Genomic DNA, 16,217 nt, shown 5'->3' with positions numbered 1-16,217 from the left:
CCTCGTTATTGATCGTGACGAAAACGCCGCCGTGACTATTCTGGCTGTAGGGCTGTTGCCTAGGGCTTCTTGGGGCAAGCCCTAGGCAACAGCCCTGGGATCAGTCACCCTGATGAGATTCTATTCAGCGTGATGACTAGGCGGTGAGCGCCTGCCCATCCTCATCGTTGGGCGTAGCCTCGGGGGCGGGCAGCAGCTCGGCGCGGGTGATGGGGCGGGGGTGCTGCTCGATGGGGGCTGGCGTGGCGATCTGCTCGTCGCTGATCTTGAGCGCCTGCATGCGGCGGGCGCTGGGCAGCAGCCGCCCCTCAAGGCTGCCGATGGCGCTATTGTACGCCTCGACGGATTTTTGCAGCCCCTTGCCGACCTTGCCCATGTGCTCGGCCACGGTCTTGAGTGCCTTGTAGATGTTTTCGCCCTCGGTCTTGATGGTGTGGGCCTCTTCGGAGAGCCGGGCCTCGCGCCAGCCGGTGGCCACGGCCTTGAGCAGGCCGATCAGGGTGGCGGGGTTGGCCAGGATGACGCTCTTGGCCATGGCATGCTCCAGCAGCGTGCTGTCGTGCTCCAGCGCGGCGCTGTAGAAGACCTCGCCGGGGATGAACAGCACCACGAAGTCGTGCGAGCTATCGAGGCTGCGCTGGTAGTCGCGGCTGCCCATGGCGTCCACGTGCGCGCGCACCTGGGCGGCGTGGCGGGCCAGCAGTGCGGGGCGCTTGGCCTCGTCTGGCTCGTCGAGCGCGGCGAGGTAGGCGTCGAGCGGAACCTTGGCGTCGACGATGACCGCGCGCCCGTTGGGCAGCTTGATCACCATGTCGGGCCGCTGGCGCGTGCCATCGTCGGTGGTGATGGTCTGCTGCTCGCTGAAGTCGCACAGGTCGCTCATGCCAGCGGCCTCGACCACCTGGCGCAGCTGGAGCTCGCCCCAGCGCCCGCGCACGCCGGGGTGGCGCAGGGCGGTGGTCAGGCTGTGGGTGGCGGCGGTCAGGCTCTGCTGCCCATCGGCCATCTGGCGCAGCTGGGCCTCGATGCTGCCGTAGGCCTGCTGGCGGCTGGCCTCCAGCGCCTGGATGCTCTGCTCCTGCTGGGCGAGCTGCTGGCGCATGGGGTCGATCAGGGCGCTGAGGTCGCTGTGGGCGAGCTGCTGGTGGCTGCGGAACTGCTGCTCGGCGCGCTGGAAGAGCTGGTCGGCGCTGGCGCGCAGGGCCTCGCCGCTCAGGCGGGCGAAGGTGTCGGCCATGCGCTGCTCGTTCCGCTGGGCCTCGGCCAGGGCGGTCTGCTCGCGCTCCAGCGCGGTCTCGGCCTTGGCGGCGCGCTCGGCGTGGGCGGTGATGCTCTGCTGGGCTCGCTCAGGGTGGCCTCGGCTTTGTCGGCGCGCTCGGCGCTGGCGGATGCACGCTCGGTGAGCGTGGCGATGCTGGCTGTGGCCTCGGCTAGGGCGGTCTCGGCCTGGGTGGCGCGCTCGGTCTGCTGGGCGATCTGGGCGCGCAGGCGGCGGCCTCGGGCGGCGGCGATGGCCCATGCGATCAGGGCGGTGATCAGGATGGCTGCTCCGGCGGCGCTGGCGGCGGCGATGATGATGATCTGGGTGGTGGCATCCATGGGTTGTGCGCTTTCGTGTCGGCTTGGCTGATCTGCCTCTTCAGTATAGCGATGGGCGTGGGCGCATATGTGGGCGGGCTGCGGCGGCGGTCGCGGGCATTGGTTTTATTCGGTGTGGGCGCATTGGTCATTATCGTGTTTCAGCCGTGTGCGGGTGCGCGATACGGTGCGGGCGGACACGAGATCCGCCCTGGCGGCGTGGTGGGTCATAGCTGCACGTGGTTTTTCATCGCGGGCGGGCATAAAGCCGCCCCTACAGCGTGACGCATCGTTTTTATCGTGGGCGGGCATAAACCTGCCCCTACGGTGTGGGGTTTCAGGGTTGGGCAATCCTCCTCCCTACGCCATCCGCCGAGGCACTAGGAATACCACCGCGAGCGGGAACAGCCGGTGCTGGATGCCCGCGTAGCGCCGCTCGATGGCCTCGGTCTCCTGCGCGCGCTCGGCGGGGATCTGGGCCAGGCGGGCCTCCAGCGCGTCGATATCGCGCCGGTACTGCTCGCGCTCGCTCTCGTTGAACAGGTCCAGCGCCAGCTGCACCGGGCGATGCTCGTCATCCAGCTCGGCGCGGATAGCCCGATCTAGCTCATCCAGCACCTGCTGGATGTCGGCGGCCTCCTTGGCGCGGCGCTCGGCGAGCAGGCGCAGCAGGCTGGCGGCGCGGTCCTCGGCGCGGGCGTCCAGCGCGGCCCGCGCCGCGTCGGCCACGGCGGGCCACGCGCGGGCCAGGTCGTCGCGCACGGCGGGCGCGGGCTGGGCGTCGCCCATCGCGTCCAGCGTCTCCTGCACCTGGCCCACGTTCAGCCTGCGCAGCCGCCCCTGCTGGATCTCGCCGCCCGCCACGATGATCTCCTCGTGCAGGCGGGCGCTGTCGCCGCCGATCACCACCAGCCGCCCGTAGATCAGGGCCAGCGGCGCACTGGCCAGGTGGTCGGGGATGGTGCGGGCGGCCACGCGGTGCAGGTGGCGCTGGTGGCTGGCGGTGTTCCAGACCTCGGCGCGCAGCAGGCGCAGCGCCATCTGCACCAGGCGGTGGTTGAGGTGGGCCAGCACCACATCGTCGCGGCCCTTGGCCAGCTCGTGGTCGAACACGATCGGGCGCAGGGCGCGGGTGTGGGGGTGCTCCAGGCCCTCGGCGCAGGCCGCCCAGCTGCCCTGGAGCGGCGGCAGGTGGAACACCGGGCAGCGCCGCCGCGCGCCGCCGGGGTCGGGCCACACGCCGGGCAGCGCCGCCTCGCGCAGCGGCGGCTGGCCCGCCAGATCCAGCGCGATCTCCACCACCGCCTGCACGTGCTCGGGCGTGAGCTGGAGCGTGTGGCGGCTCTCCTGGAGCTGCTCGTAGAGCTTGCGGATCTGGTCATCCAGCTTGCGTTCGAACACCAGCATGCGCCGCGTCGGCTCGGCGTCGCGCTCGGCCTGGGCGGTGTCGAGCCGCTGCCGCCGCCCCAGCATCGCATCCGTCACCTGATCTGCGATCACCGGGCCGACCTTGCCCAGATCCTCGCGGATCTGCTCGACCTTCTGCACCGCCCGCATCAGGAACTCCAGATCGCCCTCCAGCTGGCCCACCGCCACATCGGGGCGGATGCTGGCCGCGTCGAAGCCCTGCGGCGCGAAGTGGAAGATCTGCGGGTTGTGCTGCTGGCCGTGGCGGTCGATACGCCCGTTGCGCTGCTCCATGCGGTTGGGGTTCCAGGGGATCTCGTAGTGCACCAGCCGGTAGCAGTGGCGCTGGAGGTCGATGCCCTCGGATGCGGCGTCGGTGGCCAGCAGGATGCGCACCGCGCTCTCATCCGGGCTGGCCTGGAACGCGGCCTTGACCCGCTCGCGCTCGTCGTCGGCCATGCCGCCGGAGAGCCGCATGGTGCGCCCGCTGGCGGTGAGGCCCTCGGCGGCCAGCAGGTCGAACAGCCAGTTCTGGGTGTCGCGGTACTCGGTGAAGATGATCACGCGCTCGTCCGACCACGCGCCGCCGGGGCGCACGATCTGGCCCAGCCAGTCCAGCAGCGTGCGGGCCTTGGCGTCGGGCCTGCGCCGCGCCCCCTCGGCCCAGGTGCGCAGCGCATCGAGCAGGGCCTGCTCCTGCGCGGTGGTGGGCCGAAACAGCCGCGAGCTGGTGTGCACGACCTCCTCCAGCCGCTCGTCGCTCTCGCCGTCGCCCGCCGCATCCTCGATGTCGGCCACCATGGCCCGCAGGATGCCCAGCGGCGTGCGGCGCGCGGCCCGCCGCTCGGGGTGCTGCGCCCCCTCCAGCGAGGCCAGGTGCTTCTCCAGCGTGGCGGCGAAGGCGGCGGGCGAGGAGAGCAGCCGCTTCTTGAGCAGCTTGAGCACGAACTCGGTGGCGGTGCGCTCGGCGGCGTCCTGGCTGTCCTGCTGGCGCAGCGCGGTGTAGGCTTGGAGCTGGCGGTGGGCGGCGCGCTCGGCCTCGGCGTAGGCCACCTCGATATGCTGAAGCTCGCGAGCGGGGAACAGCGCGCGCCCGCTCCAGTGCACCTTCAGCTCGGATTTGAGGCGGCGCACCATCACGCGCCGGAGCACGCTGCGGTCGGGCGGCACCCCGCGCGCGAAGCGCTGGTTGTCCAGCAGCTCCAGCAGCGACGAGAAGCTCTCGGCGTAGCCGTTGTGCGGCGTGGCGGTGAGGAACAGCTTGTGCTCGAAGTGCGGCGCGAGCGTGCGGATGGCCTCGGTGCGCAGCGAGTCCTTGGCGTAGCGACCCACGCCCGAAGGCGCGACGTTGTGGGCCTCGTCGACGATCAGCAGGTCGTAGGTGCGCGGGTAGGTGTGGCCGCCCACCGGCAGCGTCTCGCGAAACAGGCGCATCGGCTGGTCGCGCTTGAGGTAGTCGATCGAGGTGATCAGGCGCGGGAAGTGGCCCCACGGGTTCACGTGGATGCCGCGCGAGCGCCGCAGCGTGCGCATCAGCTCGCTGTCGACGATCCGAAACTCCAGGCCGAACTTCTCGCGCATCTGGTCGCGCCACTGGATCTGGAGCGCCGACGGGCAGATGATCAGGATGCGGCGGGCGCGGTGGCGGATGATCAGCTCCTGGGCCACCAGCCCGGCCTCGATAGTCTTGCCCAGGCCCACGTCGTCGGCGATCAGCAGGTTGGCGCGGGGCATCTGGATGGCGCGCACCACCGGGTCGAGCTGGTAGTCCTCGATGGCGATGCCGCTGCGGAAGGGCGACTGCAAGGCCCGCACATCGGCGGAGGAGGCCGCGCCCCAGCGCACCGCGTGCAGGAAGGCGTCCAGCCGCGCCGGGTCGTCGAAGCCCTCGGGGGCGGGCAGGGCCTGCTGATCGAGCACGCGCGCGCCCGGCTCAAGCTCCCAGATCACCTGAAGCTCCTCGCCCAGCGCGTCATCCTCGATGGATGCCAGCGTGACCATGTGCTGCGGGCGCAGCGCCTCGGGGGCCAGCGCGCCCACGGGCTGCTGGCTGCCCTGCACCTCGGCCACCACGTAGCGGCGGCGGCGCACCTCGACAAGCTGGCCCTGCTCGGGCAGGCTGGCTGCGATCATGGCGGGTTCTCCTATCTGGCGCGCAGGCGAGTCGATATAGGCACTATGCGGCTGATCGGGTGGCGAGCGTTGCGCATCCTACCTGGGCACGGTTCGTTTTGCGCGCCCTGTTGGGATGATGCGCTCATCGATGATTCGCTGGTGCATGATGCGAAGTTGCCCCCAACTATATTTCTCTTTATTCGGATGCCAGTCATAGAAAGTCTGAAAGAGCAGCTCTTCGCTCACCTGCTGCCTATCGGCCAGCAGATCATTCCAAGCCGCGTAGAGGGTCGCTATGATTTCTGCCTGGTCGCTGTCGAGTCCAACCATCGATATGATGAACTTTTCGATGGCATCGGTTTGCTCGCCAAAGGCACTGCGCATACGCCCTGCTATCGGGTGGAGATTAGGCTGTGGTATAAGCCGGAATCTACGTTGATCTTTGCTATACCACATATGTTCGCGAAAGGCTTCTATCTTTTTTCCATAGGTGAGAACCTTCCTAAGCTGTACAGTGTCAGCAGGGCCAGCGGCCATTCGGCGGGGCATTCGGCCAAGGTCTGTGGCAAAGTGTGCCTCGACGAGGTGAGCGATCTTTTCGAGCTTGATGCGGCCAAGCGTATAATCGCGATCATGTTCTTGATGTAGCTCAAGCATTCGTGCAAATAAGATGGTTTGTTTGTTGAGGGGTGAGAGCTGCGATGGTTTGGGTACGACAGAGACCATATTTGCTGGTACATTGATAGGTTTAGGGGATAGAGTTGCGGTATCGATAATCTTTTCTGGTGCATGCTGAGGTTGCAGTGCAGTGGGTATGCTTGGTGCAATAGCATCCTCCCCCAGGTCCAGCCCGAGCTGCCCGCTGTCTACAGCCTTGCGGGGTCGCTTGGCCGCGCCCGTGGGCTTCTTGGCGGGCCTCTTCTCGTGCAGGCCCGCCGCGACCTCCTCGGCGTGGCGCTCGTGGTTGAGCAGCAGCAGCCGGTCGAGCACGCTGCGCCGCGCGGCCTCGTCGATGGTGTAGCGCAGGCCCTGCTTGGTCTCATGGAAGCCGTGCCCCAGGTCCAGATCGCCCCAGCCGTAGGCCGCCGCCACGGCCTGGTCCATCTCTACATGCAGCCGCCGCAGCTCGGCGATGTCGGCGCTGGCCTCGCGCTGGTCGTGGAAGCGGTTGTAGGTTTTGGTCAGGCCCTCCTGGCGCTCGCGCATGATGCGCTGGCGGTGGCTGTGGTAGCGCTCGCCAATGGTGGCCAGCGCAGCGATTTTTGCGCTCACGCCCTCGCAAAAGGGGAAAGGGAAGGTCTCGAAACAGTCGGTGGGGGAATAGTTAATGGTTGAACCACCAAGAGTTGAACTACGTTGCCATGCCCATTCTGTATGAATCGTGGATTGAACAATACTCAAGTAGATGTTACTCAGTGGGAAAATTGCAAGTTTATGCATGAACACTATATTAGAAGGTTCAAATATGAAATTTACATATTTTGAAACAAGAGCTGTTACAATTACCCGCTCCATGCCCGCGATGGTGGCGTAGAGGTTCATAGTCTGACGTGCGAATTGCCACCACCGCCTAGATCGGTCTTTAGCGGTAGGATTGCCTTCGCCTAGCTTATCCCGCTCCGGCTTCACCTTCTCGCGCACGATCCTCATCACATCGGGGTATGTTTCCGCCCGCTCCAGCGGCCAGTCGTGGAAGTTGATCACCCAGCGTGAGGGCGACTGGTCGGGGCGGCTGTTGAGATCCTCGCCGTTCAGATAGGGGAAGAGCACATCCTTATTGCGCGGGTCTCGCTCGATCAAGGCCTGCGCCTCGTCGGGTTCGAGCACAAAACCCATGCCCAACACATACGAGCCGATAAACGACTTATTTTCGTTGGCCTTCAGCCGGAAGGGTGTGCCGCTGGCCGCGCTGGCGGTGGTCAGGAACGGCGTGATGCTGCTGGTCGGCTGGTCGTTGAGCACATACACCCCGCGCCAGTCGCCGTGGCGCACCCAGATATGCGCCACCTCCACCGCCGCCTTGCCCGGCCAGCGGCGGCTGGGCACCGCGCGCGGGATGATCATGCCATCGGCCACCAGCTTATCCAGCCCAACCTCGCGGGTGTCGCCCTGGGCGATGGTGTTGGTGGCCAGCATGCCGAACTGCCCGCCCTTGCGCAGCAGGCTCCCGGCGCGCAGGAAGAAGTAGGCGCAGATGTCGGCGCTGCCGCGCTGGCCGTGGGCTAGGTAGCTCACCAAGAAGTCGCGGTAGGGCGTCCCAAGCGCCCCCGTGATCTTCTGGCCGCCCATGAACGGCGGGTTGCCCACCAGCGCCGCAAAGCCGGGGGCGGCCTGCTCGGGCACCGCGCCGCCCGTGCGCACAGCGGCCAGCATCTGGTCGATGTCGGCCTCGTCTCCGCCATCGGCAAACACCTCGGGGAACTCCAGCGGCCAGTGGAAAGGCCTGCGCCCATCGAGCAGATCCTCTGCTTCCTCCCGCAGTTCGTCTAGCACCTCGCGCGCCGCATCGAGGTGCAGCGCCCCGGCCCCGCCGATGGTAGCGCCCTGCCAGGCCTGAGCTACGCCCATCATCTTGGCCTCAAAGTGTATGCGCAGCAGGTCGCGCTGCTTTTTATCGCTGTGGAGCTGCGCGGCCACCAGCAGGTCGGCGGCCAGCCGCAGCAGGTCCATGGCCTCCTCGGCCTCGCGCAGCCAGCGGGCCTTCTGCTCGGTGTCGCGCACATCCAGCGAGGGCGTGCGGCGGATCTGCTGGCGCAGCGACCGCGCGCGCTCCATGGCCCAGCGCAGCGGCTCGGCCAGGAAGCTCAGGCGCGAGCCGTCGGCCCCGTCGGTGTAGCCCAGATCCCAGGCCATCAGCTGGCCAATCGAGCGGATGCCCAGCAGCGAGTCGCCGCAGCGCAGCGCGTGGTCGAGAAAGCCAAACGGTCGCCCGCTGGAGAGCGTCACCAGCCACAGCGAGAGCTTGGCCATCTCTACCGCCAGCGGGTTCTTGTCCACGCCGTACAGGCAGCGGTCGGCCACCAGCTGCTGCGCCAAGATCAGTCGCTCCTGCGTGTCGGCGGGGATGGCCTCGTCGGGGTTGTCGGTTGGGAAGCCCTCGGGCGTGATGAGCGGGCGGCGGGCATGCGAGCGGGGAACGCTATTGGGGGCGATGGTGTCCAGAGAAACGTCTGTGAGGTCTGGCTGATCACGCTTCTCCACGGGCAGTGCAGAATCCTCCTGCACCTTGTTTTCCGCCTCGGCCCACGCATCCACCAGCCGCTCGGCCAGATAGCGGCACGACTGCACCAGGAACGCGCCCGAGCCCATCGCCGGGTCGCAGATCGTGAGGCGCAGCAGCTCGCTGGCGGGGCGCAGCTTCCATTTTTCCTGCGGCGCGCCTGTCGCAGGCCCGTCATAGACCAGCGGCTCCAGCGTGTGCTCGACCATTGGGATCGTGAGCGATCTGGGCGTGTAGTGGGTACCGCTCTCGCGGCGCTGCGTGCCCGAGGTGACGTAGATCTGGTTTTTTTTGATGACCACGGGTCGCCCGTAGTCGTCGCTGCGCACCAGCTTGGCGAAGGGGTACACCTGATCGTACAGGTTCTGGTCGCCGCAGATCGACCGCAGGGACGCGAGTTGGGCGTCATCCTTTGGGCTGCTCATGGCCTTGCGCAGCGCGCTGGCCGAGCGCCCGGTCTCCTCGCCGAGGAAGCTGATCAGATCCTCGGTGAAGGGCAGGCGTAAGCCAGCGCCGAATGCGTGCATGGCGTTGGAACCGAGTGGGCTGCCCTGGCCGGTGGGCGCAGCACCCAGCTTGGGCATCAGCTGCTCAAGCTGGGCCAGCGGGATCTCTGGCTCGCGCTCGCTGGTGCCGATCAGGCCCAGCACCACATCGGTGGCGCGCACGGCGGTGTGGTCGAGCAGGCCCTCGTAGACGTGGCCGATCTGCTCGATGTCTAGCGAGCGGAAGCTGAGGCGCTGGGCCTCGGCCACGCCGCCATCGCGAGATGTGCGCAGCATCTGGAGCGCCTCCAGCAGGTGCAGCACGGTGCGGTTGCTGATCGGCAGGGGGATGGCGGGCGTGTCGCGCCATGTCGTCCCCTTGGCGCGGCCTTCGAGGAACGGGTACGCGTCGGGGTCGAACAGGCTGCCGCCGTAGGCCGCGATCGTCAGGCGGTCGTGGCGCATGCCGCCGAACACCGCGCGGAACAGCGCCAGCAGCCGCGCCCAGGCGTCGTAGCGGTACTCCAGCACCTCCTCGCCGGAGCGGTCGGCCTCCTCGCGCAGCGCGTCGAGCAGGGTCGACGCCGCGTAGGAGCGGTCGTACAGCTCGTCGCCCAGCAGCAGCAGGCGCTGCTCCTCGGCAAACAGCAGGAATACCAGCCGCATCATCACCGCCAGCGCGGCGTGGTAGATCTGCTCGTTTTCAATGTCGGCCAGCAGCGCGCGTCGCTCGTTCTGGTCGGCTAGGTCGATGGCCTGCACCAGCAGCTCCACCGCGCGGCGCACCTGGTAGCCCAGCTGGTCGGCCACCTCCTGGCGCTGGCCCGCGCTCTCGCGCAGCAGCGCCTCCAGGGTGTCCTCATCGGCCACGCCGAACAGGCGATGTGCGCCCAGCAGGCTATGGAAGGCCTGGAAGGTCAGGGGCTCATCGAGCCACAGCCGCGCGTACCACGAGCCAAAGCCGGTGGTGCTGGCCGCATCGGCGGGGCCGCTGACCAGCATCCAGTGCTCGCCGTTGGTGAGCAGGCCCAGGCGCACGCCCGCGCCGCGCAGCAGATGCTCCATGCGGCTGGCCGGGGATGCCTGCCAGCGGGCCTTGGGCAGGGCCTTGCCCAGATCCTGCCAGGGCGGCAGCACCTGGATGAGCAGCCGCGCCGCCCCGCCCGCCATGCCGACCACTAGGTCGGGCTGCAGCAGCTCGCCGTGCTCGGGCACGCCCACCTCGGGCCACGCGCCCGCCCCGCCAGCGCGGCGGATGAGCGAGGCGTTCATGGCCAGCACATCGCGCAGCACCCACTCCACCCAGGCGCGGTGCATCGCCATGTCAGGCGCGAGGCCCTGGGTCGCGTCCTTCCACTCGATGTAGGCGAGGCGCAGCGCCGCAGTCAGATCAGGCGGGGTGGCGTTGAGGCCCTGCGGGAAGGCGCGATCAAGCGCGGGCGGTAGCAGAAATGGGCCAGACTGCTCGACAAGCCGGAGCCATTCGGCGTGGATGCTGCGGGTGGGCATAGGCGTCCTCGGTACCGTTCAAGGTGAGGCCAGCGCGGCCTCGCGGGAACCTGGGTATGCCGGGGAAGATGCTTTGGCTTCAGTAATATGTTAGGAAATATGTGCTATTTTTGATCAGTCGATAAACCGCGAGCTATCTATTACAAATATCGAATATATGTTCGTATAGACCAAGAAATAGCTCTCATAGGCCGATTTAATATCGTTCCAGAGCTAGATCAAATGTTCGCTCATAGGAGTCTGTAACACGCTCTATCAGCATACGACAGATTATAGTATAACCTAAAGCATTTTGGAAGTGCCAAACTGCTTTATGTAAGGCCTATACGTTCTCGTTTGGCAGTATCTTGTACCACCAAGACGCCAAGACACCAAGGAGCGCAAAGGCTGATTCACCATGAAGACGCGAAGGAAAAAGCCATTTGCCACCAAGGCGCAAAAAGGCATCGGAAAGAACGCGTAGACCCGGCAGCCTCATGCAGTCCCTGGGGGGTTCTCGATGCACAGAAGATTTCAACCACCACGACATCACACCACTATGCCATCACGCGCACTGTGGCGGCATGCTATGTAGCGCTCTCTGCCCTCTTTTTGTGATACACTGGCCTGCCCAATAGCATAGGCGGACAGGATCGCCCCTGCGCCGAGCACATGATGCGTCTGAAAAGAGTTGATCTCAGCAGGTGTGGCGATTGTAGCTACAGCGGTATTCCGCTGCCACCGCAGCGGCCAGCTCGCCCGAATCTGCGAGGTATGCGCTGTCGCGTGGCGGCGCTGGCCACTGCTTGCAATTGGGTGCTCGACAAGGCCGCGTATGTCAGCTCGTGGATGGGCGGCACCAGCGCCGCAAGTGCTGCTATGTTGGATTGACAGCAATATGGTATACCAATGGAGTTCTATGAAGACAATAGTGCTGATGCTCTACGCTGCCACCATGTTTCTCGGCGCAACCCTGCTGTTCATGGTGCAGCCTATGTTCGCGCGCATGGTGCTGCCGCTGCTGGGCGGCTCGCCGGCGGTGTGGAATACGGCTATGCTGTTCTACCAGGTCGCGCTGCTGGCTGGCTACGGCTACGCGCACCTGATCACGCGCCGCCTAGCAGCGCGCAGCCAGGTGCTGCTGCACGGCGCGCTACTGCTGCTGCCGCTGGTCGTGCTGCCGCTGGCTGTGCCCGCTGGTTGGCAGCCGCCCACCGATACCAGCCCGGTGTGGTGGCTGCTTGGCCTGCTTGCGGTCGCCGTGGGCCTGCCATTTTTCGTGGTCTCCACCACCAGTCCGCTGCTGCAGGCGTGGTTCGCGCGCACCAGCCACCCGCTCGCCGCCGACCCGTACCCGCTCTACGCCGCGAGCAATGTGGGCAGCATGCTGGCGCTGCTGGCCTACCCCACGCTGATCGAGCCTGCGCTGCGCCTCGGCGATCAGAGCCGGATCTGGGCGGGCGGCTATGTGCTGCTGGCCGGGCTGACGCTGGCCTGCGCGCTGGTGGTGTGGCGCGGTGCGGGCGTTGTGGTGCCCCCCGCAGATGCACCCGAACGCGATACCTCCAGCCGCCAGCCGATCACCATGCTGAGGCGAGCGCGCTGGGTGCTGCTGGCCTTCGTGCCATCCAGCCTGATGCTGAGCGTGACCGCCTATCTCTCGACCAATATCGCCCCGGTGCCGCTGCTGTGGACGATCCCGCTGGCGCTGTATCTGCTGACCTTTATTCTGCTGTTTGGGGGCCGCACGATCCCGCACCAGATCATAGCGCGGGCGCTGCCGATCCTCATGCTCCCGCTGGTGTTTACGCTGGCCGCGCAGGCCACCGGACCGCTGCTGCTGCTGCTGCCGCTGCACCTGCTGGTGTTCTTCGTGGTGGCCATGGTCTGCCATGGCCAGATGGCGCTCGACCGCCCGGAGGCGCGGCACCTGACCGAGTTCTACCTGTGGATGTCGGTGGGCGGGGCGCTGGGCGGGGTGTTCAACTCGCTGGTGGCGCCGCTGGTGTTCCGCACAGTGCTTGAGTACCCGCTGGTGCTGGTGCTGGCCTGCATGCTCAATGCGAACCTGCAACGCGCTGCGCCGCAGGCGGCTGCAGCGGTCAGCCCGCGCCGAGCGCTGCCGTGGCGGGAGCGGCTCGCCATGGTTGGGCGGCCCCTGTTCCGGCTGAATGGAATCGCGGTGAGCGCCTGGGACATGATTCTGCCGCTCGGGCTGGGCCTGCTGACCGCCGTGCTGGTGCTGGGCACCCAGCGGCTGGCATTTGGGGCCACGCAGGCTGGCGTGGGGGTGATGTTTGGGGTGCCAGCGCTGCTGTGCTTTCTGCTCTCGCGCAGGCCGCTGCGCTTTGCGCTGGGGGTGGCCGCCATCCTGCTGGCAGCGGGGCTGTATGTGAACACGCAGGGCCAGCTGCTGCATGTCGAGCGCACCTTCTTTGGCACCCACCGCGTGCTGCTGAGCCAGAATGGCCAGTTTCACCAGCTGGCGCATGGCCCCACGCTCCACGGCACCCAGAGCCTGGACCCCGCGCGGCGCGACACGCCGCTGAGCTACTACTACGCCAGCGGGCCTGCCGGGCAGCTGTTTGGCACGCTTGGGCCGACGCGTCGGAGCGTGGCGGTGGTGGGCCTGGGCGTGGGGTCGCTGGCCTGCTACCGCCAGCCCGGCCAGGCATGGACCTTTTACGAGATCGATGCGGCGGTCGAGCGGATAGCGCGCGACCCGCAGTTTTTCACCTTCCTGGCGGACTGCGCAGGCGATACGCCTGTGCGGCTGGGCGATGCGCGCCTGACGCTTGGGGAGGCCTCGCCGCAGTCCTACGATCTGTTGGTGATGGATGCCTACACCTCGGACTCGGTGCCGATCCACCTGCTCACGCGCGAGGCCCTGGCCATGTATACGAGTAAGCTGGCGTCTGGCGGCGTGCTGGCTTTCCACATTTCGAATCAGTTTTTCGATCTGCATCCGGTGCTCTCGGCTCTGGCGGATGATGCCGGGCTGGTTGCGCTGGCCCAGGATGATCTGGCCGTGTCGGCGGAGGAGAGCGCTGCGGGCAAGCACGGGTCGCAGTGGGTGGTGATGGCCCGCAGCGTGGGGGATCTGGGCGCGCTGGCGGATGATCCGCGCTGGTACCGGCTGCAGATCCCCGGCGCGCCGCTGTGGACCGACGACTACTCCAGCATTCTGGGTGTGCTGAAGCTGCGCTAGGCCTGAATGGGCCCTGCCGTCCTCATAGCCCTGATCGATCAGCTTTGCGCCGCGGGCAGTCGCACCGTGGCGCGCAGCCCGCCGCCCGCGCGCGGTGCGAGGTCGAGCGCGCCGTCGTGGGCTTGGGCGATGCTCTTGACGATGGCCAGGCCCAGGCCCACGCCCGCGTGGTCGCCGCGTATGCGCCCGGTGCCGCGCCGAAACGGCTCGGCGAGCGTGGCGACAAGCTGCGGCGTGAGCTGCTCGCCGGTGTTCTCGATGGTGAGCGCCACACTCGCGCCCTGAACGCTGGTCGTGACCCACACGCTGCCCTGCTCGGGCAGGTTGTGGATGATCGCGTTGTGCACGAGGTTGGTGGCCAGCTGCAGCAGGAGCGCGTGCGAGCCGATGGCGGCGGCCATGTCGCCGGATGTCTCGATGGTGAGGCCGCGCTTTTCCGCCAGGGGCAGCAGCGTCTCGCTAGCCTGCTCGGCGATCAGCGACAGGTCGACGCGCTCGCGGGCGAACGACCGCTGGTCGGCGCGGCTGAGCAGGAGCAGCGCCTCGGTGAGGCCGATCGCGCGGGCGTTGACCTCGCCGAGGCGCTCGATCAGCGCGCTGGCGTCGTGGCCCGGATCGCTGCGGGCCACCTCTAGCAGGGTCTGGGTGATCGCGAGCGGCGTGCGCAGCTCGTGGGATGCGTTGGCGGCGAACCGCTGCTGCTCGGCCACGTGGGCCTCAAGCCGCGCCAGCATGGTGTCGAAGGCGTCGGCCAGCTCGCGGAACTCGTCGCGGCGGCCCGGCAGCCGGATGCGGTGGGCGAGCGACCCGCCAGCGGCCTTGCGGGTGGCCTCGGCGATGCGCGTCAGCGGGGCGAGCATGTGCCCGGCCAGAACCCACCCGCCCACTAGGCCGCAGGCCAGCAGCCCCAGCAGCGCCATGGCCGCCTTTGGGGCAAACGCGCGCCAGAGGTCGTACCGACCAGGGATGAAGAGGGTGGGCGGGCTGGTCGCATCGCCGATCTGTCTGGGGTCGGAGAGGACGATCGCATCGTGGGGTACGTAGCGCAGCAGGAACACCCACACGACTGCGAGCAGCATGGCCCCCGCCAGCAGCAGGAACCCGGCGTAGCTGAGGGTGAGCCTGAGGCGCACGCTCGGCCCAGGTGCTCTATCCACCATCGCCCCCCTCGCTCGCTGCCGTGTCGATGCGGTAGCCGACGCCGGGCACCGTGGCGATCAGCCACGGCTCGCCGAGCCGCTTGCGCAGCCCCGAGACCGTGATGCGCACGGCGTTGGTGAACGGGTCGGCGTTCTCATCCCACGCGCGCTCCAGCAGATCCTCGGCGCTGACGATGCCGCCCTCGGCGGCCACCAGAACTTCGAGCACGGCGAACTGCTTGCGGGTGAGCGCGATGTAGCGCCCGTCGCGGTAGACCTCGCGGCGGAACGCATCCAGCCGCAGCCCCGCGATCTCGCGCACCGGCGGCCTGCGGTGGGCGCGCCTGCGGTCGAGCGCCCTGAGCCGCAGCACCAGCTCCTTCAGCTCGAACGGCTTGGTCAGGTAGTCGTCGGCCCCCAGCTCGAAGCCGCTGACCTTGTCGTCGAGGCGGTCGGCGGCGGTGAGCATGAGGATGGGCGTGCCGCTGCCGGATGCGACGATATGTCTGGCCACCTCGTCGCCGGAGGGGCCGGGGATGTCGCGGTCGAGCACGGCGATATCGTAGGTGTTGACGCCCAGCAGCCCCAGCGCGGCGTCGCCGTCGGCGGCGATGTCGGCGGCGATGGCCTGTAGGCGCAGTCCATCGCGGATGGCCTCGGCAAGATAACGCTCATCTTCAACAATCAGTACACGCATGGGCCGATTATAGCAGCTGGGGCATATTGTCGGCGTATTGAAAATCGCATACGCGCTGGCAACATATGGCCGCCTAGACTGGCGGCATGAGATACAGCGAATCAAAACCAACCGCCCATCGTCTTCCGCCAGCCCTTGTCGTCGCCCTGCTCGTCGCCGCTCTTGCGGTGGGAGCGGGGCTGGGCTTCCAGCTGCTGGCCTCCTCGCCGCGCCCCAGCGCGCCGCCCCGCAGCACGCCCGCCCCGCCCTCGCAGCAGCCCCAGCAGCAGGCGGCAGCCGAGCCCGCCACGCCCACCGCCGCCCCGCGCAGCACGCCCGCCCCACCCCAGCAGGCGGCAGCCGAGCCTGCGCTCCCTGCGCTCCCCGCCGACATCCCGCCCCGCGAGCTGCCTGGCGTGCTTGGCGAGGCCGATGGCATCCTGCCCGATGTTACCACGGCCTTTGATCAGGTGGCCGGGGTTGAGCGGCTCGACCCGGCGCTGCTCGATGCCCTGCGCCAGGCCTCGGCGGATGCCGCAGATGACGAGTTGGTGATACACATCACCAGCGGCTGGCGCTCGCCAGCCTACCAGCGCCAGCTGCTGCGCGAGGCCGTGGCGCAGTACGGATCGGAGCAGGAGGCCGCCCGCTGGGTTGCCACTGCCGCCACCTCGCCGCACGTGGCGGGCCAGGCGGTTGACGTTGGCCCCTATGCCGCCATGGACTGGCTGGCCCAGCACGGCAGCGCGTACGGCCTGTGCCAGATCTATGGCAACGAGCCCTGGCACTACGAGCTGCGCCCCGAGGCGGCCCAGCAGGGCTGCCCGCCCATGTATGCCGACCCCACGCACGATCCACGGATGCAGTAGCGCTTAGTTGTGAATCGTTGTTAGGCGAGTCA

General features: G+C 67.6%; 7 protein-coding genes. 2 read left to right on the top strand and 5 right to left on the bottom strand.

Features of this window, described 5'->3' with window-relative positions; translation table 11 throughout:
- Positions 1-136: 136 nt before the first annotated feature.
- From rmuC to F8S13_01260, 3 genes are all read right to left on the bottom strand, one after another.
- Positions 137-1,519 carry a DNA recombination protein RmuC gene (gene rmuC, locus F8S13_01270; protein KAB8145739.1) on the bottom strand — a complete coding sequence of 461 codons (1,383 nt, stop codon included), beginning with the start codon at positions 1,517-1,519 and terminating at the stop codon, positions 137-139.
- Between the two features lie 419 nt (positions 1,520-1,938).
- Positions 1,939-5,118, bottom strand: a complete 3,180-nt coding sequence (locus tag F8S13_01265; protein KAB8145738.1) for a helicase — start codon at positions 5,116-5,118, stop codon at positions 1,939-1,941.
- A gap of 78 nt (positions 5,119-5,196) precedes the next feature.
- Positions 5,197-10,314, bottom strand: a complete 5,118-nt coding sequence (locus tag F8S13_01260; protein KAB8145737.1) for a restriction endonuclease — start codon at positions 10,312-10,314, stop codon at positions 5,197-5,199.
- Positions 10,315-11,224: 910 nt separating this feature from the next.
- On the opposite strand from F8S13_01260, the gene F8S13_01255 reads away from it, so the two are divergent.
- Positions 11,225-13,501, top strand: coding sequence for a hypothetical protein (locus F8S13_01255; protein KAB8146077.1), 2,277 nt, complete (start codon positions 11,225-11,227; stop codon positions 13,499-13,501).
- Positions 13,502-13,539: 38 nt separating this feature from the next.
- Here F8S13_01255 and F8S13_01250 read toward each other — a convergent pair whose 3' ends face one another.
- Positions 13,540-14,658 carry a HAMP domain-containing histidine kinase gene (locus tag F8S13_01250; protein ID KAB8145736.1) on the bottom strand — a complete coding sequence of 373 codons (1,119 nt, stop codon included), beginning with the start codon at positions 14,656-14,658 and terminating at the stop codon, positions 13,540-13,542.
- Positions 14,651-15,337, bottom strand: coding sequence for a response regulator transcription factor (locus tag F8S13_01245; GenBank protein KAB8145735.1), 687 nt, complete (start codon positions 15,335-15,337; stop codon positions 14,651-14,653). The genes F8S13_01250 and F8S13_01245 overlap by 8 nt, the downstream gene beginning before the upstream one ends.
- 86 nt (positions 15,338-15,423) lie before the next feature.
- Between F8S13_01245 and F8S13_01240 the strand changes: the two genes are divergently transcribed.
- Complete coding sequence (locus F8S13_01240) at positions 15,424-16,185, top strand: M15 family metallopeptidase (GenBank protein ID KAB8145734.1); 762 nt, start codon at positions 15,424-15,426, stop codon at positions 16,183-16,185.
- Positions 16,186-16,217: the final 32 nt, after the last annotated feature.

The organism is Chloroflexia bacterium SDU3-3 (assembly GCA_009268125.1).
Classification (GTDB): domain Bacteria; phylum Chloroflexota; class Chloroflexia; order Chloroflexales; family Roseiflexaceae; genus SDU3-3.
Note: the sequence above shows the minus strand (reverse complement) of the source record. Positions and strands in the feature narration are given on the sequence as shown.

What these genes read in the sequence shown, in the direction of transcription:
- F8S13_01260 (KAB8145737.1), bottom strand. Translation starts at nt 10,314, where the DNA reads ATGCCCACCCGCAGCATCCACGCCGAATGGCTCCGGCTTGTCGAGCAG.
- F8S13_01245 (KAB8145735.1), bottom strand. Translation starts at nt 15,337, where the DNA reads ATGCGTGTACTGATTGTTGAAGATGAGCGTTATCTTGCCGAGGCCATC.
- F8S13_01240 (KAB8145734.1), top strand. Translation starts at nt 15,424, where the DNA reads ATGAGATACAGCGAATCAAAACCAACCGCCCATCGTCTTCCGCCAGCC.
- F8S13_01265 (KAB8145738.1), bottom strand. Translation starts at nt 5,118, where the DNA reads ATGATCGCAGCCAGCCTGCCCGAGCAGGGCCAGCTTGTCGAGGTGCGC.
- rmuC (KAB8145739.1), bottom strand. Translation starts at nt 1,519, where the DNA reads ATGGGCCATCGCCGCCGCCCGAGGCCGCCGCCTGCGCGCCCAGATCGC.